The 24,903-nt window shown below is 74.0% G+C and carries 23 protein-coding genes and 1 tRNA gene; 18 read left to right on the top strand and 6 right to left on the bottom strand.

Features of this window, described 5'->3' with window-relative positions; translation table 11 throughout:
• Positions 1–27: 27 nt before the first annotated feature.
• The 12 genes from ACYVDA_RS08995 to ACYVDA_RS08940 all read left to right on the top strand — a co-directional run bounded on the left by ACYVDA_RS08995 (position 28) and on the right by ACYVDA_RS08940 (position 11,729).
• Entirely contained in the window at positions 28–423 is a 396-nt protein-coding gene (locus tag ACYVDA_RS08995; protein WP_460817409.1) for a VOC family protein, read from the top strand.
• Between the two features lie 118 nt (positions 424–541).
• Positions 542–4,114, top strand: a complete 3,573-nt coding sequence (mfd, locus tag ACYVDA_RS08990) for a transcription-repair coupling factor (RefSeq protein WP_460817406.1) — start codon at positions 542–544, stop codon at positions 4,112–4,114.
• Positions 4,111–4,800 (top strand): hypothetical protein, encoded by a 690-nt coding sequence (locus ACYVDA_RS08985; protein WP_460817404.1) that lies wholly within the window; start codon positions 4,111–4,113, stop codon positions 4,798–4,800. The genes mfd and ACYVDA_RS08985 overlap by 4 nt, the downstream gene beginning before the upstream one ends.
• 4 nt (positions 4,801–4,804) lie before the next feature.
• Entirely contained in the window at positions 4,805–5,428 is a 624-nt protein-coding gene (locus tag ACYVDA_RS08980) for a nucleoside triphosphate pyrophosphohydrolase (RefSeq protein WP_460817402.1), read from the top strand.
• On the top strand, positions 5,425–6,345 hold the full coding sequence (locus ACYVDA_RS08975; RefSeq protein WP_460817400.1) for a hypothetical protein: 921 nt from the start codon (positions 5,425–5,427) through the stop codon (positions 6,343–6,345). Before ACYVDA_RS08980 ends, ACYVDA_RS08975 begins: the two co-directional genes overlap by 4 nt.
• 114 nt (positions 6,346–6,459) lie before the next feature.
• Complete coding sequence (eno, locus tag ACYVDA_RS08970) at positions 6,460–7,737, top strand: phosphopyruvate hydratase (RefSeq protein ID WP_460817398.1); 1,278 nt, start codon at positions 6,460–6,462, stop codon at positions 7,735–7,737.
• Positions 7,738–7,756: 19 nt separating this feature from the next.
• Positions 7,757–8,359: an FtsB family cell division protein gene (locus tag ACYVDA_RS08965; RefSeq protein ID WP_460817396.1), complete on the top strand. Its 603-nt coding sequence runs from the start codon at positions 7,757–7,759 to the stop codon at positions 8,357–8,359.
• A complete protein-coding gene (locus tag ACYVDA_RS08960; RefSeq protein ID WP_460817393.1) occupies positions 8,352–8,876 on the top strand; it encodes a DUF501 domain-containing protein in 525 nt (174 codons plus the stop codon). Before ACYVDA_RS08965 ends, ACYVDA_RS08960 begins: the two co-directional genes overlap by 8 nt.
• Positions 8,873–9,814, top strand: a complete 942-nt coding sequence (locus tag ACYVDA_RS08955) for a Ppx/GppA phosphatase family protein (protein ID WP_460817391.1) — start codon at positions 8,873–8,875, stop codon at positions 9,812–9,814. Before ACYVDA_RS08960 ends, ACYVDA_RS08955 begins: the two co-directional genes overlap by 4 nt.
• Positions 9,811–10,632, top strand: a complete 822-nt coding sequence (locus ACYVDA_RS08950) for a uracil-DNA glycosylase (protein WP_460817389.1) — start codon at positions 9,811–9,813, stop codon at positions 10,630–10,632. The genes ACYVDA_RS08955 and ACYVDA_RS08950 overlap by 4 nt, the downstream gene beginning before the upstream one ends.
• A gap of 11 nt (positions 10,633–10,643) precedes the next feature.
• Positions 10,644–10,716: transfer RNA gene (locus ACYVDA_RS08945), tRNA-Leu, on the top strand.
• 122 nt (positions 10,717–10,838) lie between these two features.
• Complete coding sequence (locus ACYVDA_RS08940) at positions 10,839–11,729, top strand: Bax inhibitor-1/YccA family protein (protein ID WP_460817387.1); 891 nt, start codon at positions 10,839–10,841, stop codon at positions 11,727–11,729.
• Between the two features lie 45 nt (positions 11,730–11,774).
• Here the strand turns inward: ACYVDA_RS08940 and ACYVDA_RS08935 are convergent, their stop codons facing one another.
• On the bottom strand, positions 11,775–12,788 hold the full coding sequence (locus ACYVDA_RS08935) for an SGNH/GDSL hydrolase family protein (protein WP_460817384.1): 1,014 nt from the start codon (positions 12,786–12,788) through the stop codon (positions 11,775–11,777).
• A 45-nt stretch (positions 12,789–12,833) separates the two neighbouring features.
• Between ACYVDA_RS08935 and ACYVDA_RS08930 the strand changes: the two genes are divergently transcribed.
• Positions 12,834–14,228: a cystathionine beta-synthase gene (locus tag ACYVDA_RS08930; RefSeq protein WP_460817381.1), complete on the top strand. Its 1,395-nt coding sequence runs from the start codon at positions 12,834–12,836 to the stop codon at positions 14,226–14,228.
• A 72-nt stretch (positions 14,229–14,300) separates the two neighbouring features.
• On the opposite strand, the gene ACYVDA_RS08925 is transcribed toward ACYVDA_RS08930, so the two are convergent.
• Positions 14,301–15,350 carry a cobalamin-binding protein gene (locus ACYVDA_RS08925; protein WP_460817379.1) on the bottom strand — a complete coding sequence of 350 codons (1,050 nt, stop codon included), beginning with the start codon at positions 15,348–15,350 and terminating at the stop codon, positions 14,301–14,303.
• 53 nt (positions 15,351–15,403) lie between these two features.
• On the opposite strand from ACYVDA_RS08925, the gene ACYVDA_RS08920 reads away from it, so the two are divergent.
• Positions 15,404–16,045 carry an IMPACT family protein gene (locus tag ACYVDA_RS08920; protein ID WP_460817378.1) on the top strand — a complete coding sequence of 214 codons (642 nt, stop codon included), beginning with the start codon at positions 15,404–15,406 and terminating at the stop codon, positions 16,043–16,045.
• On the opposite strand, the gene ACYVDA_RS08915 is transcribed toward ACYVDA_RS08920, so the two are convergent.
• From ACYVDA_RS08915 to msrA, 4 genes are all read right to left on the bottom strand, one after another.
• Positions 16,038–17,801: a glycoside hydrolase family 2 protein gene (locus ACYVDA_RS08915; RefSeq protein WP_460817376.1), complete on the bottom strand. Its 1,764-nt coding sequence runs from the start codon at positions 17,799–17,801 to the stop codon at positions 16,038–16,040. The two genes, ACYVDA_RS08920 and ACYVDA_RS08915, sit on opposite strands and share 8 nt — an antisense overlap.
• An 8-nt stretch (positions 17,802–17,809) precedes the next feature.
• The gene (locus tag ACYVDA_RS08910) at positions 17,810–18,544 is read right to left on the bottom strand and encodes a hypothetical protein (RefSeq protein WP_460817373.1); all 735 of its coding nucleotides are present in this window, start codon (positions 18,542–18,544) and stop codon (positions 17,810–17,812) included.
• Positions 18,545–18,660: 116 nt separating this feature from the next.
• Positions 18,661–18,939: a GlsB/YeaQ/YmgE family stress response membrane protein gene (locus ACYVDA_RS08905; protein ID WP_460817371.1), complete on the bottom strand. Its 279-nt coding sequence runs from the start codon at positions 18,937–18,939 to the stop codon at positions 18,661–18,663.
• 98 nt (positions 18,940–19,037) lie between these two features.
• Positions 19,038–19,691 carry a peptide-methionine (S)-S-oxide reductase MsrA gene (gene msrA, locus ACYVDA_RS08900; protein WP_460817369.1) on the bottom strand — a complete coding sequence of 218 codons (654 nt, stop codon included), beginning with the start codon at positions 19,689–19,691 and terminating at the stop codon, positions 19,038–19,040.
• Between the two features lie 78 nt (positions 19,692–19,769).
• On the opposite strand from msrA, the gene ACYVDA_RS08895 reads away from it, so the two are divergent.
• Genes ACYVDA_RS08895 through ilvA form a run of 4 tightly spaced genes read left to right on the top strand, consistent with a single transcriptional unit; the run spans position 19,770 to position 24,903 of the window.
• Positions 19,770–20,960: a cystathionine gamma-synthase gene (locus tag ACYVDA_RS08895; protein WP_460817368.1), complete on the top strand. Its 1,191-nt coding sequence runs from the start codon at positions 19,770–19,772 to the stop codon at positions 20,958–20,960.
• A gap of 9 nt (positions 20,961–20,969) precedes the next feature.
• Positions 20,970–22,394 carry a glutamate mutase L gene (locus tag ACYVDA_RS08890; protein WP_460817366.1) on the top strand — a complete coding sequence of 475 codons (1,425 nt, stop codon included), beginning with the start codon at positions 20,970–20,972 and terminating at the stop codon, positions 22,392–22,394.
• Complete coding sequence (locus ACYVDA_RS08885) at positions 22,334–23,686, top strand: AI-2E family transporter (protein WP_460817363.1); 1,353 nt, start codon at positions 22,334–22,336, stop codon at positions 23,684–23,686. Before ACYVDA_RS08890 ends, ACYVDA_RS08885 begins: the two co-directional genes overlap by 61 nt.
• Positions 23,683–24,903, top strand: a complete 1,221-nt coding sequence (ilvA, locus tag ACYVDA_RS08880) for a threonine ammonia-lyase (RefSeq protein WP_460817361.1) — start codon at positions 23,683–23,685, stop codon at positions 24,901–24,903. The genes ACYVDA_RS08885 and ilvA overlap by 4 nt, the downstream gene beginning before the upstream one ends.

The following is a 24,903-nucleotide window of genomic DNA, read 5'->3' as shown; positions in this document are numbered from 1 at the left end:
GCCGGACGCGGGCGCCATGGTGGGTCGATGACGTCGTACATCTCCCACACCAGCATCGACTGCCGGGACGCCTTCGCCCTCTCCGCGTGGTGGAAGGAGGTCCTGGGCTACGTCGACCAGCCCGAGGACCCCAACGCCCCCGGGCACCAGGAGTGCTGGATCCAGCGCCCGGACGGCGGTCACCCGCTGCTGTTCATCGAGGTGCCGGAGGCCAAGCAGGTCAAGAACAGGATCCACCTCGACCTGCGGCCCGGTGCCGGGACGCGGGACGACGAGCTCGGCCGCCTGCTCGGCCTGGGCGCACGCGAGGTCGACGACCGGCGCACGCCGGACGGGCGCGGCTGGGTGGTGCTCGCCGACCCCGAGGACAACGAGTTCTGCGTGCTGCGCAGCGAGGCCGAGGTGGCCCCCGACCCGACGTGACCGACCTGTCGGTCGGCCCTCGTAGACTCGGGGCGACCCCCTGTCCGCTCCGGCTGGGGGCTCGCGTCGTGCGCCCGCGCACGCGCCGTCCCACCTCAGCCCCGCGAGGAGCACCCCGATGAGCACCGCCGCCCTGGCCGACCTGGTCCTCCGCAACCCCACCCTGGCCGGTGCGATGGCCGACGCCCGCGACGGCGTCCCGGTCCAGGACCTGACCGGTCCGGCCGCCCTGCGCCCCTTCGTGGTCAAGGGCCTGGTCGACGCCGGTCGCACCGTCCTGGTCGTGGCCGCCACCGTGCGGGAGGCCGAGGACCTCACCGAGGAGCTCCAGGACGTCGTCGACCCGCACTCGGTCGTGCTCTACCCGGCCTGGGAGACCCTGCCCCACGAGCGGCTCAGCCCCCGCAGCGACACCGTCGGGCGCCGGCTCGCGGTGCTGCGCCGCATCGCCCACCCCGGCACCGACACCAGCAACGGCCCGGTCCGCGTGGTGGTCGCCCCGGTGCGCTCGGTGCTCCAGCCCCAGGTCAGGGGTCTGGCCGACCTCGAGCCGGTCGAGCTGGTCCCGGGCCAGGAGATCGAGCTCGACGACGTGGTCGCCCGGCTCTCGGCCGCGGCGTACTCCCGCGTGGACCTGGTGGAGAAGCGCGGCGAGTTCGCCGTGCGCGGCGGCATCGTCGACGTCTTCCCCCCGACCGAGGAGCACCCGCTGCGCGTGGAGCTGTTCGGCGACGAGATCGAGGAGATCCGCACCTTCGCGGTGGCCGACCAGCGCACGGTCGAGCCGGTGCAGCGCCTGTGGGCGCCGCCGTGCCGCGAGCTGCTCCTGACCCCCGACGTACGCCGACGCGCGGCCGAGCTCGGCCAGGCCCACCCCCAGCTGCGCGAGATCACCGACAAGCTCGCCGAGGGCATGGCCGTCGAGGGCATGGAATCGCTGGCCCCGGCGCTGACCGACGACATGGAGCTGCTCGTCGAGCTGCTGCCCGCGCAGACCCACGTGCTCGTGCTCGACCCCGAGCGGGTCCGCACCCGTGCCCACGACCTGGTCGCCACCAGCGAGGAGTTCCTCGAGGCCAGCTGGGCCGCGGCGGCCACCGGCGGGCAGGCCCCGATCGACCTCGGCGCGGCCAGCCTGCGCGGCGTCGGCGACGTCCGCTCGGTGGCGCTGGCCCGTGGCCAGGCCTGGTGGGGGATCAGCCCGTTCGGGCTCGACCTCCCCGAAGAGGGTGCCGGGGAGGACGGGGGCGCGGCCGTGGTCGAGGCCCAGCCGGCCGAGGCCTACCGCGGCGACGTCGAGCAGGCCGTCACCGACGTGCGCGCCGCGCTCGCCGCCGGGCGTCAGGTCGTCACCGTGCACCAGGGTCACGGGCAGGCCCAGCGGATGGTCGAGGTGCTCGCCGAGCACGACGTGCCCGCCCGCCTGGTCGAGGACGTCGAGGCCTCTAGCGACGGCGTGGTGCAGGTGACCCGCGGGTGCATCTCCCACGGGCTGACGCTCCTCGATCCCGGCCTGATGGTGCTCACCGGCGAGGACGTCGCGGGGCAGAAGGCCACCACGCGCGACATGCGCAAGATGCCGGTGCGCCGCAAGAAGCAGATCGACCCCCTGGAGCTCAAGGCCGGGGACTTCGTGGTCCACGAGCAGCACGGCGTGGGCCGGTTCGTGGAGATGAAGCAGCGCACCGTCCAGGGCGCGGTGCGCGAGTACCTCGTCCTGGAGTACGGCGCCTCCAAGCGCGGTCACCCCGCCGACCGCCTCTACGTGCCCGCGGACACCCTGGACCAGGTCACCCGCTACGTCGGCGGCGAGCAGCCCAGCCTGGACCGCCTCGGCGGCGCCGACTGGGCCAAGCGCAAGGGCCGGGCGCGCAAGGCCGTGCGCCAGATCGCGGCCGAGCTGATCAAGCTGTACGCCGCCCGCCAGGCCACCAAGGGCCACGCCTTCGGCCCCGACACCCCGTGGCAGACCGAGCTCGAGGACGCCTTCCCCTTCCACGAGACCCCCGACCAGCTCAGCACGGTCGAGGAGGTCAAGGCCGACATGCAGCGGGTGGTGCCGATGGATCGCCTGGTCTGCGGCGACGTGGGCTACGGCAAGACTGAGATCGCCGTGCGCGCGGCGTTCAAGGCCGTCCAGGACGGCAAGCAGGTCGTGCTGCTGGTGCCCACGACCCTGCTGGTCACCCAGCACTTCGCCACCTTCGCCGAGCGGATGAGCGGCTTCCCGGTGACGCTGAAGCCGCTGAGCCGGTTCCAGTCCGAGAAGGAGGCCAAGGAGGTCATCGCCGGGCTGGCCGACGGGTCGGTCGACATCGTGATCGGCACCCACCGCCTGCTCAACCCCGACATCCGGGTCAGGGACCTCGGGCTGATCATCGTCGACGAGGAGCAGCGCTTCGGCGTCGAGCACAAGGAGCAGATGAAGCGCCTGCGCACGAGCGTCGACGTGCTCTCGATGTCCGCGACGCCGATCCCGCGCACGCTGGAGATGGCGATCACCGGCATCCGCGAGATGTCCACGATCGCGACCCCGCCCGAGGAGCGGCACCCGGTGCTGACCTACGTCGGGGCCTACGAGGACCGCCAGGTCACCGCGGCCGTGCGTCGCGAGCTGCTCCGCGACGGCCAGTGCTTCTTCATCCACAACCGGGTCACCTCGATCGAGAAGGCCGCGGCCAAGATCCGCGAGCTGGTCCCCGAGGCCCGCGTGGCCACCGCCCACGGCCAGATGGGGGAGCACCAGCTCGAGCAGGTGATGCTGGACTTCTGGGAGAAGCGCTTCGACGTGCTGGTGTGCACCACCATCGTCGAGTCGGGCCTGGACGTCTCCAACGCCAACACCATGATCATCGAGCGGGCCGACACCCTCGGGCTCTCCCAGCTGCACCAGCTGCGCGGCCGGGTGGGCCGCTCGCGCGAGCGGGCCTACGCCTACTTCCTCTACCCGCAGGACAAGCCGCTGACCGAGACCGCCCACGAGCGCCTCGCCACCCTGGCCCAGCACTCCGACCTCGGCGGCGGCATGGCGATCGCGATGAAGGACCTCGAGATCCGCGGCGCGGGCAACCTGCTCGGCGGCGAGCAGTCGGGCCACATCGCCGACGTCGGCTTCGACCTCTACGTCCGGCTGGTCGGCGAGGCGGTCGCGGAGTTCCGCACCGACGGCGGACCGGCCGTCGAGCAGCCGATCGAGGTCAAGATCGAGCTGCCGATCGATGCCCACCTCCCGCACGACTACGTCCCCAGCGAGCGCCTGCGCCTGGAGATGTACAAGCGGCTGGCCGAGGTCCGCGAGGACGCCGACGTCGCGCGGCTCACCGAGGAGCTGGTGGACCGCTACGGCCCGCCGCCGCCGCCCGTGGCGCGCCTGCTGGCCGTGGCCAGCTTCCGCGCCCGCTGCCGCGACGCCGGCCTCTCCGAGGTCACCGTCCAGGGCAAGTTCGTCCGGTTCCACCCCGTGGACCTGCCCGACTCGCGGGTCGTGCGCCTCAACCGCCTGCATCCCAAGAGCCTCTACAAGGCACCCGTGCGTACGATGCTCGTGCCGCGGCCCCTCCCGACCGGGTTCGGGGCCCAGGCGCCGCGTGACGAGGAGCTCCTGGCCTGGGCGCGGCAGGTGATCGACGGCGTGCTCGCGCCGACGGACGGCGCCGCGGCTCGCCGCGGCAGTGAGGAGACCGGATCGTGAAGACCCGACGCGGGGCCGTGCTCGGCCCGGTGCTGCTGGCCGGCGGACTGCTGCTCTCCGGCTGCGGCCAGGTCGCCCCCGGCACCGCCGCGGTCGTCGGCGACACCACGATCTCCGACCGCCAGGTGCAGGCCGTCGCCGCGGCGCAGTGCGACCTGCGCGAGAGCCTCAAGGGCCAGCAGGGCGTCACCGCGACCTCACGGTCCAAGCTCACCACCAGCTCGCTCGGCCTGCTGATGGACACCGCGCTGTCGCGGGAGTACGGCGACTCGCAGAAGGCCTCGGCCGACCCGCTGGTGGTCAAGGCGTTCCTGAGCCAGGTCGAGCCGCTCTTCGCGCCGCTCAAGGCCGGTCCCGAGGCCACGCTGACCTCCACGTTCACGAAGTGGGCCCGGGCCCGCGCCCAGCTGGTCGACGTCGCCTCGACCAAGACCGGTCAGAAGCCGACGGCGCAGAACATCGAGCAGCTGCTCAACGCCGGCCTGGCCCAGCGCGCCGCCTGGCTGAAGTCCACCAAGCCCCGCATCGACACCGACGCGCGCTACGCGCCCGGCAAGGACGGCTTCCCCGGGGCCGGTGACGGCTCGGTGTCGCAGGCGGGCTCCGACTACGCCAAGGCCGCTGCCAAGACCGACCTGGACCCCACCTTCGCGGCGTCGCTCCCGGCCAGTCAGAAGTGCGGCTGAGCCGGTGGACGACGGCGGCGGGGACTCGCCGCTGATCGAGCTCGTCGAGATCATGCGGCGCCTGCGGGCGGAGTGCGGGTGGAAGGCCGCCCAGACCCACCGCACCCTGGCCCGCCACCTGCTGGAGGAGACCTTCGAGACGCTCGAGGCGATCGAGGAGCTGGACTCCGCGGCGGACCCCGACGTCGCGCGCGACCACCTGCGCGAGGAGCTCGGCGACGTCCTGCTCCAGGTCTACTTCCACGCGGCCGTGGCCGAGCAGGAGGGGTGGTTCGACCTCGACGACGTGGCCGCAGGCCTGCGCGAGAAGCTGCTGCGCCGCAACCCGCACGTCTTCGGTGACGTGGTGGAGACCGACCCGGTCCGGATCAACGAGACCTGGGAGGCCCTCAAGGCCACCGAGAAGCAGCGCACCACGCTGATGGAGGGCGTCCCGCTCGCGCTCCCGGCCCTCACCCGGGCCACCAAGCTGCTCGACCGCCTCGAGCGGGCCGGGCGTCCGGTCCCGGCTAAGCCGGGTTCCCCCGAGCTGGGCGACCGCCTCCTGGCGCTGGTCGCGGAGGCCCGCGCGACCGGCGTCGACCCCGAGCAGGCCCTGCGCGACGCCGTACGCCGGGCGCAGGCGTGAGCCCACGCAGGCGGCGCCCCTGGCTGTCCGTCACGACCGTGCTCTCCCTGGTCTGCTTCCTGGCCCTGGCCGGCGCGACCGCCTGGCTCGTCACGGGTCGCCTGGGCGGCACCGACGACGAGACCACCCCGGCGCGGCCCACGGGGACCGTCACGGTGGCCCCCCGTCCCACCGGTGCGGCGACGGCGGGGGTGCCGGACCGGGTCCCGCCCGCCACCGGGTCCCTGCGCCCCGACGACCCGGCGGACGTCGTGTGGGTCGAGGGCAGCGTCCTGCACGTCGGCACCCGGTCCTGGGACCTGGCCCCGCGCTCGGTGGAGTCGTTCGTGCTCGTCCGGGGGGCCGTCTTCTTCCTCGACGCCGGCCGGCTCTGGACCACCGACACCCGGGTGGTGCGCGACACCGGGGTAGGTGGACCGGACCTCCCGGCGACCGACCTCGTCACCGACCGCGACGGACGGCACGTGCGGGTGACGGTCGCGGGGCGGCAGCGGGCGTGGGACGTCCGCACCGGACGGGCCGTGGCCCCCGCCTCCGTGACGCCCGTCCGGGCCCGTGACCTGCTCGGCGAGCCGGCCGACCTGCGGGTGCGCCCGCTGCGCGACAACGCGCCCGCCGACCCGGCCGCACCCGTCCGCGTGGGGCCGGGCGGGGCCGGGGGCTACGGCCTCGTGGTCTCGGCGACCCGTCCGCTGGACCCGTTCCGGACCGGCACGCGGCGACGCGTGCAGCCCAGCGGGGTCGTGGGCGACGGGTTCGAGCTCGCGCGCTGGACCGGCCCGGGCCGGCTGTGGGGCGTCGCCCTGAGCGACGGCAGCCCGCTGGCGGTGCTGTCCTGCGACCTGAAGGTCGGTCGGTGCCGCTCGCTGGGGTCGCTCACCGGCGGGGGCGACCTGCTGCTGGGCGGGCCCGACTAGACCCGGACGACGGCCGCGGGTGCTGCGCGCCCCGGAGGCCGGACGCGGTTAGGGTGGACGTGCCTCCGGGCCCGTCCCGCGGTGCCCGACCCCCTCGACGCAGGAGCATCTGCCTTGGCCTCCATCGACACCGTCATCGCCCGCGAGATCCTCGACTCCCGCGGCAACCCCACGGTCGAGGTCGAGGTCCTCCTCGACGACGACTCCGTCGGCCGCGCCGCGGTCCCCTCGGGTGCCTCCACCGGCGCCTTCGAGGCGGTCGAGCTGCGCGACGGCGGCAAGCGCTACGGCGGCAAGGGCACCGAGAAGGCCGTCGCCGCGGTCCAGGACCAGATCGAGCCCGAGATCGTCGGTCTCGACGCCAGCGACCAGCGCCTGGTCGACCAGGCGATGATCGACCTCGACGGCACGCCCAACAAGGCCAACCTCGGCGCCAACGCCATCCTGGGCGTCTCGCTGGCCGTCGCCCGCGCCGCCTCGGTCAGCTCCGGCCTGCCGCTGTTCCGCTACGTCGGCGGGCCCAACGCCCACCTGCTCCCGGTGCCGATGATGAACATCCTCAACGGCGGCGCCCACGCCGACACCAACGTGGACATCCAGGAGTTCATGATCGCCCCGATCGGGGCCTCCTCCTTCCGCGAGGCGTTGCAGCAGGGCGCCGAGGTCTACCACGCCCTCAAGGCCGTGCTGAAGAAGAAGGGCCTGGCCACCGGGGTGGGCGACGAGGGCGGCTTCGCCCCCGAGCTGTCCAGCAACCGGGCCGCGCTCGACCTGATCGCCGACGCCGTGAAGAGCGCCGGCTTCACCCTCGGCACCGACTTCGCCCTGGCCCTGGACGTGGCCGCGAGCGAGTTCTGCGAGAAGGGGAAGTACACCTTCGAGGGCAAGAAGCGCAGCTCGGCCCAGATGACCGACTACTACGCCGACCTGGTCTCCTCCTACCCGATCGTGTCCATCGAGGACCCGCTGGACGAGGAGGACTGGGACGGCTGGGCCACCCTGACCGGCCGGCTGGGCGACCAGATCCAGATCGTCGGCGACGACCTGTTCGTCACCAACGTGGAGCGGCTCCAGCGCGGCATCGACGGTGGCAACGCCAACGCCCTGCTGGTCAAGGTCAACCAGATCGGCTCCCTGACCGAGACCCTCGACTCCGTCGACCTCGCCCACCGCAACGGGATGCGCTGCATGATGAGCCACCGCTCCGGCGAGACCGAGGACACCACGATCGCCGACCTGGCAGTGGCCACGAACTGCGGCCAGATCAAGACCGGCGCCCCGGCCCGCTCCGAGCGCGTCGCCAAGTACAACCAGCTCCTGCGCATCGAGGAGGAGCTCGACGACGCGGCCCGCTACGCCGGTCGCGCCGCCTTCCCGCGCTTCCAGGGCTGAGGGACCAGGAGCACCAGTCGTGCCTGCCTCCTCGGGCTCTCCCCGCACCCCCGGTCGGCGTACGCCGCAGCGCACCTCGCGCCGCGACGTGCGCCCGGGGTCGAGCCCGCGCAACAGCCGCCCGGCCCGCAGCGGGTCGGGACGGTCGGCCGCGGCCCCGCGCGGTCCCCGGCCCCGGTTCACCAACCGGATGGCCGTGCTGGTCGTGGTGGCCGCCCTGCTCGTCGTCTCCTACGCCTCCTCGATGCGCGCCTACCTGGAGCAGCGCTCGCACATCGCCGACCTCAGGGCCCAGATCTCCCAGTCCGAGAAGGACATCGCGGCGCTGAAGAAGGAGAAGGGCCGCTGGAACGACAAGGCCTACATCGAGGCGCAGGCCCGCCAGCGGTTCGGGTGGGTGCTGCCCGGCGAGACCAGCTACCAGGTCGTCGGACGAGACGGCAAGCCGCTCTCGACCGCCAGCACCCTGCCCGACCCGTCGTCGGTGGCCAAGCCGCTGCGCGACCCGTGGTGGCAGCGCGTCTACGGCACCGTCGAGACCGCCGACCACCCCGAGCGCGTCTCGACCCCGGCCACCAAGATCACGCCCCGTTCGGCCGACCCCAGCTCCAGCGGTGGCTGAGCCGGCTCCCGCGTCCGGCGGGCTCGACGCGCGCGACACCGCGGTCGTCCGGGCCCAGCTGGGACGTCCGTCGCGCTCGGTGCACGCCGTGGGCCACCGCTGCCCGTGCGGCAACCCCGACGTGGTCGCCACCGAGCCACGCCTGGACGACGGCACCCCGTTCCCCACGACCTTCTACCTCACCTGCCCCCGGGCCGCGTCGATGATCGGCACCCTGGAGGCCTCCGGGCTGATGCGCGAGATGACCGAGCGCCTGGGCCAGGACGAGGACCTGGCGGCCGGCTACCGCGCGGCGCACGCGTCCTACCTCGCCGCGCGCGAGGCGATCGGGGAGGTCCCCGAGATCGCCGGGGTCTCGGCCGGCGGCATGCCCGACCGGGTCAAGTGCCTCCACGTCCTCGCCGGCCAGGCGCTGGCCCAGGGCCCGGGGGTCAACCCGCTCGGCGACGAGGTGCTCGAGGCACTCGGTCCCTGGTGGGAGAGCGGTCCCTGCGTCGACCCGCAGGAGCCCGCGTGACCCGCGTCGCCGCCTTCGACTGCGGGACCAACTCGCTGCGGCTGCTGGTCGCCGACGTCGAGGCCGGGACCGAGGGGTCCCCGGGCCGCCTGACCGACGTGGTGCGCGAGATGCGCGTGGTCCGCCTGGGCCAGGGCGTGGACCGCACCGGCCGGATCGCCGAGGCCTCGCTGCAGCGCGTCTTCACCGCCACCGAGGAGTTCATGGACCTCGTCCGGGAGCACGACGTCGACCGCGTCGGCTTCTGCGCCACCTCGGCCGCGCGCGACGCCGAGAACAGCGCGGAGTTCCTCGACGGGATCGCCGAGCGGGTCGGCGCCACCCCGCGGATCCTCGACGGCGACGCCGAGGCCCGCACCGGGTTCGCCGGGGCGACCCGCACGCTGCCGCCCCTGCCCGGCCCGCTCCTGGTCCTGGACATCGGCGGCGGCTCGACCGAGCTGATCCTGGGCGACGCCGACGGCACCGTCGAGGGCGCCCGGTCCCTCGACATCGGCTCGGTGCGGCTCAACGAGCGGCACCTGGCCGACGACCCGCCCACGGCCGAGCAGGTCCGGGCCGCGACCGACGACATCGAGGCCGCCCTGGACGACTGCGAGGTCGACCCGGCCCGCGCCGGAGCCGTCATCGGCGTCGCCGGCACCGTCACCACGCTCGCGGCGGCGGTGCTCGACCTCGAGCGCTACGACCACGACCTGATCCACCACGCCGTCCTGCGGCGCGACGCGCTCCAGGGCGCGGTCTCGCGCCTGCTCGCCATGACGGTGGAGGAGCGTCGGGCGCTGCCCTACATGCACCCCGGTCGCGCCGACGTCATCGGCGCCGGCGGCCTGATCCTGGACCGCGTCCTGCGGCGCACCGGGGTCGGCTCGATCCTGGTCTCCGAGCACGACATCCTCGACGGCATCGCCTGGTCCCTGGCGGCCGAGGACGCGTGAGCGACCCGGGCCCGGTGCCACCCGGATCGGGGTGGCCGGGCGACCCGGTGGCCCCGGGGGACCCCGTCCCGCCGGTCGCCCGGAGCGCGGCGGGCGTGGCCCGGCTCGCGGCCCGCGCCGACCTGCCCGTCCTGGACGCCCGGGTCTCGGTGTGCGCCGCCTGCCCGCGGTTGGTGACCTGGCGCGAGCAGGTCGCGCGCGAGAAGCGGGCGGCGTACGCCGAGGAGGACTACTGGGGCCGCCCGATCCCTGGCTGGGGCGACCCGGAGCCCGGTGTCCTGGTCGTGGGCCTCGCCCCGGCCGCCCACGGCGCCAACCGCACCGGCCGGGTCTTCACCGGCGACCGCTCGGGGGACTGGCTGTTCGCCTCGCTCCACCGGGTGGGGCTGGCGACGCAGCCGACCTCGGTCCGCGCCGACGACGGCCAGCGCCTGGTCGGCGCCCGGATGGTCGCCGCCGTGCGCTGCGCCCCGCCCCAGAACCTGCCGACCACCGAGGAGCGCGACACCTGCGCCCCGTGGATCGAGCGGGAGGTGCGCCTGCTGCTGCCCCACGTGCGCGTCGTGGTCGCCCTGGGCGGGTTCGGGTGGGACGCCTCGCTGCGGGCCCTGGCGGCCGCCGGCGTCGCGGTCCCGCGCCCCCGACCGCGCTTCGGCCACGGCGTCGAGGTCCCGCTGCAGGGGCCGTACGCCGATCTCCGCCTGCTCGGCTGCTACCACCCCTCCCAGCAGAACACCTTCACCGGACGGCTCACCGAGCCGATGCTCGACGCGGTCCTGGGACGGGCGGCGGAGCTGGGGCGGCCCGGCTCCCTATAGTCGGACGGTCCGCCCCGGTATCCCAACGGCAGAGGAAGCGGTCTTAAACACCGCGCAGTGTGGGTTCGAGTCCCACCCGGGGCACGGGTGTGACGCGTGGGAACACGGGGTACGTCTCGCCCGTTGAGTCAGTGACGCCCGAGAGGCTCGGGCGTCGTCGCGGGCACCAGAGTGGGGCGCCCGTCAGGCATCCACAGGAGGACGCCATGCAGAGCAGCAACCCGATCTTCAACCGGTCCGAGGGGTTCAACGGCCGCAACGCCCGCGGCGCGACCTCGACCGGCTACACCGACCCGTCCCAGTGGAACGTGGGTCGTCCCCAGCAGGGCGGCTACGCCGGCCAGGGCTACGGCGACCAGGGCTACGGCAACGACCCCTACGGCACCGGCTACGCGCCCCAGGTCGACCAGGGCCGGATGACCGTCGACTCGGTCGTGCAGAAGACCGGCCTCACGCTCGCCGTCGTGATGGTCTTCGCGGCCCTGACCTGGGTGCTCACCGGCCCGATCGAGACCCAGGCCCAGCTCTCGGGGCTCTACGCCATCTCGATGGTCGGCGCCCTGGGCGGCTTCGCGCTGGCCATGGTGAACAGCTTCAAGAAGGTGATCAGCCCCGCCCTGGTGATCGGCTACGCCGCGCTCGAGGGCATCTTCATCGGCGCCTTCAGCAAGGCCCTGGAGTCCGGCTTCGGCAGCGGGCTCGTCCTCGGGGCGGTCGTGGGCACGATGGCCGCGGTCGGCGGCACGCTCGTGGCGTACAAGTTCTTCAACATCCAGGTCGGGCAGAAGTTCCGCACCTGGGTGATCGCCGCGATGTTCGGCTTCGTGGCCGTCAGCCTGCTCGACATGGTGCTGGGCTTCTTCGGCTCCAGCTTCGGGTTCAACGGCTTCGGCCCGATGGGTCTGGTCTCGAGCCTGCTCGGCCTGGGGCTCGGCGTCCTGATGCTGATCCTGGACTTCGACTTCGTGGAGCGCGGCGTCGCCGCCGGCCTCCCCGAGCGCGAGTCGTGGCGCGCGGCCTTCGGTCTGACCGTCACCATCGTGTGGATCTACATCGAGATCCTGCGCCTGCTGGCGATCCTGCGCGGCAACAACTAGCGGCTAGCCCGACTCGATCGACCGATCGACCAGGACGCCCCGGCCCTACCCGGCCGGGGCGTCCTGCGCGTCGGGGACCTCGGCGGCACCGGTGGGCACCTGGCGCCGGCGCATCAGCGTGACCCAGCGTCCGCCCACGCCCCGGGTGGCCCCGCCGACCTCGGTGCCGTCGATCTCGGTGCCGGGGTTCTGGCTGGCCTTGACCGCGGCGTAGCCGATCGGCAGGACCGCCTCGCCACGGGTCTCGCGCGGGGCGTCCTCGCCGGCCTCGCCGAGCCCGAGGGCGGAGAGCACCGAGGGGACCATCACACGGCCCAGCGCCTCGTAGCCCGCGGCCGAGGGGTGGAAGCGGTCGGGGCCGAACAGCAGCGCCGGGGCGGCGGCGAACTCGGGCCCCAGGATCGAGCCGAGGGACACCGTCCGCCCGCCGGCCTCGACGACGGCGATGGTCTGGGCGGCCGCCAGGCGACGCGACCACGCTCGCGCGACCTGGCGCAGGGGCGGTTGGATCGGGGCGATGGTGCCCAGGTCCGGGCAGGTGCCGACGACGACCTGCACGCCGGCCTCCCGCAGGCGGCGCACCTCCTGGGAGAGGTGGCGCACCGAGGCGGCCGGCAGCACGGTGTGGGTGACGTCGTTGGCGCCGATCAGGACGACCGCGACGTCGGGACCGGTGCCGAGCACCTGGTCGACCTGGGGGGCCAGGTCGCTGGACTGCGCCCCCACCACGGCGTACGAGCGCAGGTGCACCCGGCGGTCCGCCTGCTCGGCCACGCCAGAGCCCAGCCAGGCACCCGGGGTCTGCTCGACGCTGTGCACGCCGTACCCGGCGGCGCTGGAGTCGCCCAGGAGGGCCAGGCGCAGGGCGGGGCCGGGGCGTCCCCGGCCGTACCACCCCGTCGCGTCGGGGACCCGGCCGTCGGTCTCGCCGATCAGGCGTCGCGCGACGCCCGCCTCGGCCTTCAGGACGGCGTACAGCGAGCCGCCGAGGAGGGACAGACCACCGCCCCCGACAGCCGCGGCTGCCGCGAGTCTGCGTGCTGCCGCTGCTGTCCCCACTCCTGGATTCTATTCGGGGCCGTCGGGGCCAGTAGATTCGCCTCCATGAAGTACGCCAACTCCCTCCTGGACCTGATCGGCAACACCCCGCTGGTCAAGCTCAACCGCACGGTCGGCACCACCTCGTCGCTCGTGCTCGCGAAGGTCGAGTACCTCAACCCCGGGGGCTCGGTGAAGGACCGGATCGCGGTCCGGATGATCGACGCCGCGGAGGCCAGCGGCGAGCTGGTCCCCGGCGGCACGATCGTCGAGCCGACCTCGGGCAACACCGGGGTCGGTCTGGCCCTGGTCGCCCAGCAGCGCGGCTACCACTGCATCTTCGTGTGCCCCGACAAGGTCAGCGAGGACAAGCGCAACGTCCTGCGCGCCTACGGCGCCGAGGTCGTGGTCTGCCCCACCGCGGTGGCCCCCGAGCACCCGGACAGCTACTACAGCACCTCGGACCGGCTCGTCCGGGAGACGCCGAACGCCTGGAAGCCCAACCAGTACGCGAACCCGTTCAACCCGCTGTCCCACTACGAGACCACCGGTCCGGAGATCTGGGACCAGACCGACGGGCGGATCACCCACTTCGTCACCGGCATGGGCACCGGCGGGACCATCAGCGGGGTGGGCCGCTACCTCAAGGAGCGCAACCCCGAGGTGCAGGTCGTCGGCGCCGACCCGCACGGCTCGGTCTACTCCGGCGGGACCGGCCGCCCCTACCTGGTCGAGGGCGTGGGGGAGGACTTCTGGCCCGACACCTACGACCGCTCGGTGGCCGACCGGGTGATCGAGGTCTCGGACAAGGACAGCTTCGCCTTCACCCGCCGGATGGCGCGCGAGGAGGGCCTGCTGGTCGGCGGGTCGGCCGGCATGGCGGCGTACGCCGCGGTGCAGCTGGCCCACGAGCTCGACGCCGACCCGGACTGGGGCGGCGCGGGTCGCGAGGCCGTGATCGTGGTGCTGCTGCCCGACAGCGGGCGCGGCTACCTGACCAAGGTGTTCAACGACGACTGGCTGGCGCGCTACGGCTTCCTCTCCGACCCGGGCAGCGGCCTGAGCATCGGCGAGGTCCTGCACACCAAGAAGGGCCGCCTGCCCGACCTGGTCCACACCCACCCGCACGAGACCATCGCCGAGGCCGTCGCCATCCTGCAGGAGTACGGCGTGTCGCAGATGCCCGTCGTGCTCGCCGAGCCGCCGGTGATGGCGGCCGAGGTGGCCGGGTCGGTCTCCGAGCGCCGCCTCCTCGACGCGCTGTACGCCGGTGACGCGCGGCTCGCGGACCAGGTCGAGGACCACATGGACCCGCCGCTGCCCTCGGTCGGTGCCGGCACCGGCGTGCCCGAGGCGGTGGCCGCGCTCAGGGACGCCGACGCCCTGCTCGTGCAGGAGGACGGCCGCCCGATCGGCGTGCTGACCCGGCAGGACCTGCTCGGTTTCGTCGCTCCCGCCTGACCCCGGGACGGGGTCCGCGCAACTGGTCTGATCCGGACTGGTGAGTTCCTCGTTGCGGGCCGGTCCGGGTGCCTATCCTTGGTCCCGCAGCACCGCTCGTCCCCCTGGCGGGTGGCCCTCCGGGGTCCCTCCAACACCGCCGCCGCGGACGAGGAGTGGTGGGGTGTCACTCCCAAGGTCGCCCCGCCACTCGCTGGCGGTCGAGGCCTCGGTGCCCGCCTCGACGACCCGCACGAGGGCCTCCACGCCGTCGACCAGGCGCGGTCCGGGACGGGCGAACGACGCGTTGGCGTCGACGGCCCACACCGGCAGGTGCGCCGGGAGCTCACCCGCGTCGACCAGGTCCCGGGCCAGCGCCGCGGAACCCTCGAGGTCGAACCCGCAGGGGGCGCAGACCACGATCTCCGGGTCGCCCGCCCGGGCGTCCTCCCAGGTCACGCGCACCGACTTGGCCCCGGCGCGGCCCAGCACCGGCTCGCCGCCGGCGAGGGCGACCATCTCGGGCACCCAGTGGCCGGGGGCGTACGGCGGGTCGGTCCACTCCAGCAGCAGCACCCGGGGAGCCGGGGTCGTGCGAGCGGCCACGCGCTCCTCGACCGCCGCCAGCCGGGCGCGCAGCGAGGCGACCAGGGCGTCGGCCTCCTCGCGGTGCCCGGTGACCTCGCCCAGGAGCACGACGGTCTCCAGGACCTCCTCCAGCGTGTGCGGGTCGGTGGTGACCACCTCCGCCGTGCAGCCCAGGTGCGCGAGCGCGTCGTCGACGACCGAGACGTCGACCGCGCACACGGCGCAGAGGTCCTGGGTCACGACCAGGTCGGCGTCGATGTCGGCCAGCGCGCCCGCGTCGAGGTGGTAGAGGTCCTCCCCGGCACGCACCGCCGCCGCCACGAAGGCGTCGATGTCGGCCGAGGACAGCCCCTCGGGCAGCGCGCTGGTGGACACGATCCGCCGCTCGCGGGCCTCGGCGGGGAAGTCGCACTCGAAGGTCACGCCCACGACCTGGTCGCCGGCCCCGATGGCGAAGAGGATCTCGGTGGCCGAGGGCAGCAGGGAGACGATCCGTCGAGGGCGCTCGGGGCGGGGCTGGTCGGGACGGGGCCGGTCGGAGGAGGGTGCGTCCATGCCCCGATGCTCCCAGGCGGGCGGCTGGGCACGCGCCCGGTAGGTTCGTGCCCGTGCCGGCCACCTCCTACCTGACCGTGGCGCGCGACGGCTCGGTCGAGCACGAGGTCCGCCGCTCACGCTTCCTCGGCACCGTGGCCCGGGTCCGCGACGAGGCCGACGCCCGCGCGGTCGTGGACCAGCTGCGGCGCGAGCACTGGGGTGCCCGCCACCACGTGCACGCCCTCGTCATCGGGCCGGAGCGGCTGCTCGAGCAGTCCAGCGACGACGGCGAGCCGTCCGGCACCGGCGGTCCGCCCGTGCTCGAGGTGCTGCGGGGCCGCGGGCTGAGCGACGTGGTCGTGGTGGTGTCGCGCTGGTTCGGGGGCACGCTGCTCGGCACCGGCGGCCTGGCCCGGGCGTACGCCGACGCGGCGCGCGCGGTGCTCGAGGAGGTCGGGACCCTCGAGCGGGTGCTCCAGGACGTGTGCGAGGTGGTCGTCGACATCGCCGCCGTCGGCCGGCTCGAGCACGACCTGCGCTCCCGCGGCGCCCGGGTCCTGGGCGTGGAGTACTTCGACCAGGCCTCGCTGCGCTTCGCGATCCCCCCGGTCGCCCGTCCCGTGGCCGAGGAGATCGTGGCCGAGCTGACCGGCGGCGAGGCGGACCTGGCCGTGGTGGGTCAGGAGTGGGTGGACGCGAGCGGTCCTAGCTGACCGGCTCGCCCATGGCCCGGCGCAGCCGCGCGGTGGCCCGGCGTACGACGTCGGCGTCGAGCTTGAGCACCTCGCGGTCCCAGGTGACCAGCCCGTTCAGCTCGTCCTCCACGTCGCTGAGCTGGGTGTAGACGGTCGCGGCGAGCCCGCGCTCGGCCTGGTGGACCAGGTCGTCGTGCAGCTCGGCGAAGGCCGCGGTCAGGCCGGCAGCGTCCTCGAGGTGGCGGTAGCCGAACTCCCGGGTGCTCCAGTCGTGGCCCTCGACGCGGCGGCTCATCCCGCCGTACTCGCTCAGGGCGACGACGCGGGCCGGTCGCCACCCGCGCCGCCAGTGCTCGCGCCGGGGGAGCCGGAAGGGGCGCAGGTAGGCGTGGAAGCTGCGCACGTCGCCCGCACCCTGGTCGACCCAGCCGCTCACGTGGTTGACCGGGCGGGTGGGGTCCAGGCGGGTCACGCGCCGGGCCACCGCGGCGGCGTCGAACTGGCCCCAGCCCTCGTTGAACGGCGTCCACAGCACCACGCTCGGGGCGTTGCGCAGCAGCTCCACCGTGGCGTCGACCTCGCCGAGCAGCTCGGCGCGCCCCTCCGGGTCCTGCCGGCCGAACAGGCCGTGGGCCCGGTCGGGGACCCAGCTGCCCAGGCGCGCAGGGCGGGTGGTGGTGAGTGCGCGGTAGCGGCCACCCCCGTTGACGACGTCCTGCCAGACCAGCAGACCGAGGCGGTCGCAGTGGTGGTACCACCGCAGCGGCTCGATCTTGGCGTGCTTGCGCAGCACCGTGAAGCCGAGGTCGCGCACGGTCTCCAGGTCGTGCACCACCGCGGCGTCGCTGGGCGGGGTGAGCAGCCCGTCGGGCCAGTAGCCCTGGTCCAGGACGCCGACGTGCGCCTGGACCTGGCCGTTGAGCAGCAGCCGCGGCCGGCCGCCGGCGTCGGTGCCGACCCCCAGGGAGCGCAGGCCCGCGTAGGAGGTGACCCGGTCGTCGCCGAGCCGCGCCACCAGGTCGTGCAGGTGCGGGTCCGCCGGCGTCCAGGGACGCGGGTCGTCGAGGCGGACCCGGGTCGGGACGCCGACGGGGACCGCGACGCCGGTCTGGTCGTCGACGGTGACGGTCGCCGTGGCCGGGACGTCGCGTCCGCGGCCCACGACGGTGACCTCGAGCTCGCCGCTGGCCAGGTGCGGTACGAGCACCAGCCCCCCGACGTACGCCGGTGCGACGGGCTCGAGCCACACGCTCTGCCAGATCCCCGACTGGGCGGTGTACCAGATCGTCCCGCGGTCCAGGCGCTGCTTGCCACGGGCGTGGAAGGAGGTCTCCGACAGGTCGCGCACCCGCACCTCGAGCGTCGAGACGGGGGTCCCGAGGAGCGCGTCGGTGACGTCGAGGGTGAAGGGCAGGTAGCCGCCGGTGTGGGAGCCGACCTCGGTGCCGTCGACCCAGACCGTGCACGACTGGTCAACCGCCCCCAGGTGCAGCAGCAGCCGGCCGCCGGGCACGAGCGGGGGAGGGGCGAAGGTGCGGCGGTACCAGAGCCACTCGTGCGGCCGGAGCTGGCGCCCGACCCCGGAGAGGAGGGTCTCAGGGGAGAACGGCACCACGATCGGGCCGTCCCACGCCGACGGCCGCCGGGAGCTCGCGGTGAACGCGTGCTCCCAGCGGCCGTTGAGGCTGACCCAGCCGGGTCGGACCAGCTGGGGGCGGGGGTGCTCGGGGTGAGGGTGCTCGGGGTCGAGGTCACGGCCCCACCGGGTGAGCACGGGAGGTGCTACTGGGTCTTCTCGATGTCCGACCGCATCGCGACCAGGATCTTCGACAGCTGCTTGGAGTCGTAGCCGGGGACGGTCGGGACCAGCTCGCCCATGGTGTCGTTGGTGGCCCAGGCGCAGATCGCGACCTTCTGGCCCTGCGACTGCTCGGCGCACACGGCCTTGCCGCCGGCGTCGCCCGCGGCGATCTTGGAGATCTTGAAGCCGTTGGTGCCGGCCTGCTTGGAGAAGGCGTTGACGAAGGCGGTGGGGCTCTGCATCTTGCTCAGCTTGGCGCCGAGGAACACCAGGGCGCCCGTGGGGCCCTTCTTGGAGTCGCCCTGCTGGTAGACGCCCGACTTGGTGTAGGACACGTTCTTGGCCTGGGTCTTGAACTGCTGCTCGGCGGCGTCGAGCTGCTGCTGGAGCTGCTTCTCCTTGGCCGCGTCGCGGTTGAGACCACCCGCGGTCGCCGGGGTGGCGATGGAGTGCTTGTCCGGTCCGCTCTTGAAGGCACCCAGCGCGAAGGCGGCCACGCCGCCGGCGATCAGGGCCAGCACCACGAGACCGGCGACCAGGCCGATCAGCAGGCCCTTCTTGGACTTCTTCGCCGGCGGCGGCGGGGGCACGGGCTGGCCGCGCTGCTGCGGAAGGTCGGAGGCCGGGGGCGGCGGAGGCGGGGTCGATTCGCTCGTGCCCTGGTCGACGGGCCGGGTGGGCTCGGCGGGACCGGGCGGCGGAGTCTGGTCGCTCATGGGCCCCAGTGTGCCTCAGGGGGCCCATCGGGGCGGAATCGGGACATTCAGGTTGGACGCGCGACACCCCCGGTCCGGAGCGCGAGGCTCCGGGCCGGGGGTGCGAGGTGCGTGGTTCAGACGCGCGAGCCGCGGTTGGTGTTGCGACCGGTCACGGTCGAGGCGATGACCACCAGGACGGCGGACACGATGATCGCGACGAGCCAACGCGTCCAGTCGACGCCGTTGCTCCCGTTGCCGCCGAAGGCGGCGTAGACGTAGTAGCCCAGGATGACGCCGCCGATGCCGCACAGCAGGGTCAGCCAGAGCGGGATGTTGTCCTTGTCGCCCGGGGCGACGAACTTGCCCAGCAGACCGATGATCAAGCCCGCGATGATGACGCCGATGATTCCCATGGTGTTCCCTCCCTAGTGGTGCGTGCGAGGGACGCACGCACTTCTGGTGTACCCGTCGCCCCACGCGGCACACGTGAGGCGCACCTCACGACGGGGTCTCAGGAGGCTCGGGGCACCGGGACGCCGGTCTTGGCGTGGCAGCGGTAGCCGAAGGGGTTCTTCAGCAGGTACTGCTGGTGGTGGTCCTCGGCGTAGTAGTACGGCGTGTCCGCGGCCGGGCGCACCTCGGTGGTGATCCGGTCGAACCCGCGCCTGGTCAGCTCGGCCTGGTAGCGCTCGGTGACCTCGCGGGCCACCTGCTCCTGCTCGGGGGTCTCGAAGTAGATCGCCGAGCGGTACTGCGTGCCGGTGTCGTTGCCCTGGCGCATGCCCTGGGTCGGGTCGTGCACCTCGTAGAAGGTGGCGACCAGCTCGTCGTAGGAGACCTGCGCCGGGTCGAAGACCACGCGGACGGCCTCGGTGTGGCCGGTGCGCCCGCTGCAGACCTCCTCGTACGACGGGTTCGGCGTGCTGCCGCCGGCGTACCCGACGGAGGTGGACCACACGCCCGGGACCTGCCAGAAGATCTCCTCGGCGCCCCAGAAGCAACCCAGGCCGAACAGCGCGACCTGGTAGCCCTCGGGGACCTCGTCGGTGACGAGCGGGGCGTCCAGCGCCTTGTGCCGCTCGGCCAGGGGGAACCACCGCTCCTCGCGGCCCTTCAGGGCCTCCTCGGGGGTGGGGAGCGTGGGGGTGCTGCGGGTGAAGAACATCGGTGTTCCCTTCGTCGGATCCACTGGGCCCAACAGTAGGCCGGGGGTGCGTGTTCCCGGGCGGGTAGCGTGGCGCCGGTGACCCAGGAGCAGCGTCCCCAGCAGTCCGAGGAGCACCGGTCCAAGTCCGGCTTCGAGACCCGTGCCATCCACGCCGGCTACGAGCCGGACCCGATGACCGGGGCGGTGATCCCCCCGATCTACGCGACCTCGACGTACAAGCAGGACGGCGTCGGTGGCCTGCGGGGCGGCTACGAGTACAGCCGGTCGGGCAACCCCACCCGCACCGCGCTCGAGGGCAACCTCGCGGCGCTGGAGGAGGGGGAGCGGGCCTTCGCGTTCGCCTCCGGCCTCGCCGCCGAGGACACCCTGCTGCGCAGCCTGTGCTCGCCCGGTGACCACGTCGTCATCCCCGACGACGCCTACGGCGGCACCTTCCGGCTCTTCGACAAGGTCGCGACCCGCTGGGGCCTGTCGTACGCCGCGGCGCCGGTCAGCGACGTCGACGCCGTCCGGGCCGCGATCCGGCCCGGCGAGACGAAGCTGGTCTGGCTGGAGACCCCCACCAACCCCCTGCTCAACATCGGCGACGTCGAGGCGCTGGCCGCCGTCGCCCACGACGCCGGGGCCCTGCTGGTGGTCGACAACACCTTCGCCTCCTCCTACCTCCAGCAGCCTTTGACGCTGGGCGCCGACGTCGTGGTGCACTCCACGACCAAGTACGCCGGCGGCCACTCCGACGTCGTCGGCGGCGCCCTGGTCGTGCGCGACCTCGAGGTCGCCGAGCAGGTCGGCTTCCACCAGAACGCGATGGGCGCGGTCGCCGGGCCCTTCGACTCCTGGCTGGTCCTGCGCGGGCTGAAGACCCTGGGCGTGCGGATGGACCGCCACTGCGACAACGCCGAGCGGGTCGTGGAGTTCCTCGCCGCCCACCCGGCCGTGGAGCAGGTGATCTACCCCGGCCTCGAGGAGCACCCTGGCCACGCCGTGGCCTCGCGCCAGATGAAGAGGTACGGCGGCATCGTGTCCTTCCGGGTCACCGGCGGGGAGCAGCACGCCGTCGACGTCTGCGGCCGCACCGAGGTGTTCACGCTCGGGGAGTCCCTGGGTGGCGTGGAGTCGCTGATCGAGCACCCGGGCCGGATGACCCACGCGAGCGTCGCCGGCACCGACCTCGAGGTGCCCTCGGACCTGATCCGGCTCAGCGTCGGCATCGAGACGGCCGAGGACCTGCTGGCCGACCTCGACCGCGCGCTGGGCCAGGTCTAGGGGCCCCTCGTGGCGCTGGTGCTGTGCGTCGACGTCGGCTCCACCTTCACCAAGGCGGCGCTGGTCGAGGACCTGACCGGGGAGCTGCTCGGCACCGCGGAGCACCGCACCACCGTGGGCACCGACGTCCTGGACGGGATCGACGCGTGCCGTGACGCCCTCACCGGCGCCCACCCGGGCGCCTCCGACGCCCCGGTGCTGGCGTGCTCCTCGGCCGGCGGCGGCCTGCGGATCGCGGTGGTGGGTAGCGAGGCGCTCGTGACGGCCGAGGCCGGCCGCCGGGTGGCCCTGTCCAGCGGCGGCAAGGTGGTCGCGGTCCTGAGCCGGGCCAGCGGCGACGAGGAGTTCGCCGACCTGGCCGCCCCGGGCGGGGCGGCCCCCGACGTGGTCCTGCTCACCGGCGGCACCGACGGCGGCGACACCGAGGGCGTCCTCGGCGGGGCCCGTCGCCTGGCCGCGAGCGGCTGGCGCGGCCCCGTGGTGGTGGCCGGCAACGCCGAGGCCCGGCCCGAGGTCCGCGCGGCGCTGGGCGACCTCCCCGTCACGGTCACCGACAACGTGGTGCCGCGCATCGGCGTGCTCGCCCCCGGCGGCGCCCGTCGGGCGGTGCGCGAGATGTTCCTGGCCCACGTGATCGGGGGCAAGCACCTGAGCGCCCGGGCCGACTTCGCCGCGATGGTCCAGGGGCCCACGCCCGACCTGGTGCTGACCGGGGTCGAGGTGCTGGCCCGCGAGGTCGGTGTCGACGTGGTGGTCGTCGACGTCGGCGGCGCCACCACCGACGTGCACTCCGTGGTCCGGCTCGACCCCGAGGACGCCGGCCTGGGCCGCGAGGTGGTGGCCAGCACGCCGGTCACCCGCACCGTCGAGGGCGACCTGGGCATGCGCTGGAGCGCGACGTCGACCCTCGCGGCCGGGCGCGAGGCGGGCCTGGTGGACCCGCTAGACCCGGTGGACCTGGCCCTCGGCGCGGCGGCGGAGCGGCGTACGGCCTCTCCGGAGGTGGTGCCCACGACCCCCGCGGAGGAGGACGAGGACGCGGCGCTCGCGCGCGTCGCCGCCACCCTGGCCCTGCGCCGCCACGTCGGCCGCTCGCGGGTCGTGGTCGGTCCCGACGGCCGGGTCGTCGAGCGCAGCGGCCAGGACCTGCGCCGCGTGGGCCTGCTGGTCGGGTCCGGCGGGGTGCTGCGACACGCCCCCGACCGCACCGTCGGCCGGGTCCTGGACGGTCTGACCGGGGCCTCGCCGGAGGGCTGGCAGCTCCCCGAGGACCCGCGGGTCGTGGTCGACCGCGACTACGTCCTGGCCGCCGTCGGGCTGCTGGCGGAGAGTCGGCCGGCCGCGTCGGCCGCGCTGGCCCGTAGCCTGTCCGCGTGCCCTCCACCACCCCGGCCGACGACGCCGCCCCCGACAGCGGAAGCCGCGCGCGCCTAGGCCGGTGGCGGCGTCGCTCGACGCCCCGTCCCGGGCCCGTCGGTCGGCCGGACGAGGCGGACGACGCCCTCCAGGACGCGGAGTCCCGCGAGCTGCGCGAGCGGATCGGTGCGCAGTGGGCCGAGCTCCGGGCCGCCCGCCGGGCGATGGACTCCTCCCCCGAGATCGCGGGCGGTCCCTCCAACCTCAAGCCCGCCCGCGTGCCGTACGGCGTGGACCTCGCCGCCGCCTGGTCGTGGCGCTTCCTGGTCATGGCCGGGACCCTCGCGGTGATCCTCTACGTCCTGAACTACTTCCTGGTCGTCGTACTCCCGCTGGTGATCGCGCTGCTGATCGCGGCCCTGGTCACCCCGGTGGTCAGCCGGCTCCAGCGGCTCGGGCTCTCGCGCAAGGTGGCCGCCCTGGTGGTGGTCCTGCTCGGCATCGGGTTCATCGCGCTGCTGATCACCTTCGTCAGCAACCAGGTCTCCAACGGCGTCAGCGACCTGTCCACCCAGGTCACCAGCGGGCTCGGCCAGATCCGCACGTGGCTGATGGACGGACCCCTGCACGTGACCGACTCCCAGATCACCTCGGCGCTCGCCCAGGCCCAGGAGAAGATCCAGCAGAGCAGCGCCGACGCGGTGACGGCCGCCACCGAGCTGGGCGCGGCCCTGGGCCACATCGTGGCCGGGGCGTTCATCGTGCTGTTCGCGACCTACTTCTTCCTCGCCGACGGGCCCCTGATCTGGGCCTGGCTGGTGCGGCTCTTCCCGCGCGCGGGCCGGGTCAGGGCCGACTCCTCGGGGCGGGTGGCCTGGCGCTCGCTGACCCAGTTCGTGCGCGCCACCGTCGTGGTGGCCGCCACCGACGCGATGGGCGTGATGATCGGCGCGGCGGTGCTGGGGGTGCCCTTCGTGAGCGCGATCGGCGTCCTGGTGTTCCTCGGGGCGTTCATCCCGCTGATCGGGGCCTTCATCTCCGGCACGGTCGCGGTCCTGGTCGCGCTGGTCACCCAGGGGCCGGTCACCGCGCTGATCATGTTCGGCGTGATCGTCGCGGTGCAGCAGCTCGAGGCCCACGTGCTCCAGCCCTTCCTGATGGGCCGCTTCGTCTCGGTGCACCCGCTCGGCGTGATCGTGGCGATCGCGCTCGGCGTGCTCGTGGCCGGCGTCTCCGGGGCCCTGATCGCGGTGCCGCTGGCGGCGTCGCTGAACGCGGTGGTGCAGCACCTCGCGGCCGACACCGCGGTAGGTGAGACCCCCGAACCGGTCCACCGGTCGGCGGACGACGTCGTGGAGGAGGAGTCGTGAGCGAGCACCCCGTGGCCAGCGTCGGGCTGGACGACGTCCGGGCCGCCGTCGACGTCGTCGGCGAGGTCGCCCTGGTCACCGCCATGGAGGAGTCCCGCTGGCTGCAGGCCCTGGTCGGCGGCGAGGTGCTGCTCAAGTGCGAGAACCTCCAGCGCACCGGGTCGTTCAAGATCCGCGGGGCCTACACCCGCCTGCACGCCCTGTCCGCCGAGGAGCGCGCCCGCGGCGTGGTGGCCGCCTCGGCCGGCAACCACGCCCAGGGGGTGGCGCTGGCCGCGCAGGTGCTGGGGATCAGGGCGACGGTCTTCATGCCCGTCGGCGCCGCGATCCCCAAGGCCAACGCCACCCGCGGCTACGGCGCCGACGTGCGCTTCCACGGGGAGTTCCTGACCCAGGCGCTGGTCGCGGCCCAGGAGTTCGCCGAGGAGACCGGGGCGGTCTTCATCCACCCCTTCGACCACCCCCACATCGTCGCGGGGCAGGGCACCGCCGGGCTCGAGGTCCTCGAGCAGGCACCCCAGGTCCGGACCGTGCTGGTCCCCACCGGTGGCGGCGGGCTGCTCGCCGGGATGGCGCTCGCGATCAAGGCGCTGCGCCCCGACGTGCGGGTGGTGGGCGTGCAGGCCGAGCAGGCGGCCGCCTACCCCGAGTCGCTGCGCACCGGTGCGCCGGTCGCCCTGGAGACGATGGCGACCATGGCCGACGGGATCGCGGTCGCCAAGCCCGGCGACGTGCCCTTCGCCGCGATCCAGCAGCACGTCGACGAGGTCGTCACGGTCTCGGAGGACTCGATGTCACGGGCGCTGGTGCTGCTCCTGGAGCGCGCCAAGATGGTGGTCGAGCCGTCGGGGGCGGCTGCCGTGGCCGCGGTGATGGACGAGCCGCAGCGCTGGGAGACGCCGATCGTGGCCGTGCTCTCGGGCGGCAACGTCGACCCGCTGCTGCTGGGCAACCTGATCCGCCACGGCCTGTCCTCGGGTGGGCGCTACCTCAACTTCGGCTGCGTCATCCCCGACCGTCCCGGCGGCCTCGCGCAGCTGCTCGTGGGCCTGGCCGAGGCGAGCGTCAACGTGCTCGAGGTCGCCCACGAGCGCACCTCGACGCGGCTGCACGTCGGCGAGGTCGAGGTGCGGCTCCAGCTCGAGACCCGCGGGGCCGACCACGCCGAGGCCGTGCTCGCGCGGCTGCGCGAGCACGGCTACCGGATCGTGGACTGA

It is taken from the genome of Nocardioides korecus (assembly GCF_054778395.1).
Note: the sequence above shows the minus strand (reverse complement) of the source record. Positions and strands in the feature narration are given on the sequence as shown.

Bases quoted from the DNA above. Each gene is read 5' to 3' on its own strand.
- ACYVDA_RS08995 (WP_460817409.1), top strand. From the start codon at position 28: ATGACGTCGTACATCTCCCACACCAGCATCGACTGCCGGGACGCCTTC.
- mfd (WP_460817406.1), top strand. From the start codon at position 542: ATGAGCACCGCCGCCCTGGCCGACCTGGTCCTCCGCAACCCCACCCTG.
- ACYVDA_RS08940 (WP_460817387.1), top strand. From the start codon at position 10,839: ATGCAGAGCAGCAACCCGATCTTCAACCGGTCCGAGGGGTTCAACGGC.
- ACYVDA_RS08930 (WP_460817381.1), top strand. From the start codon at position 12,834: ATGAAGTACGCCAACTCCCTCCTGGACCTGATCGGCAACACCCCGCTG.
- ACYVDA_RS08925 (WP_460817379.1), bottom strand. From the start codon at position 15,350: ATGGACGCACCCTCCTCCGACCGGCCCCGTCCCGACCAGCCCCGCCCC.
- ACYVDA_RS08910 (WP_460817373.1), bottom strand. From the start codon at position 18,544: ATGAGCGACCAGACTCCGCCGCCCGGTCCCGCCGAGCCCACCCGGCCC.
- ACYVDA_RS08905 (WP_460817371.1), bottom strand. From the start codon at position 18,939: ATGGGAATCATCGGCGTCATCATCGCGGGCTTGATCATCGGTCTGCTG.
- msrA (WP_460817369.1), bottom strand. From the start codon at position 19,691: ATGTTCTTCACCCGCAGCACCCCCACGCTCCCCACCCCCGAGGAGGCC.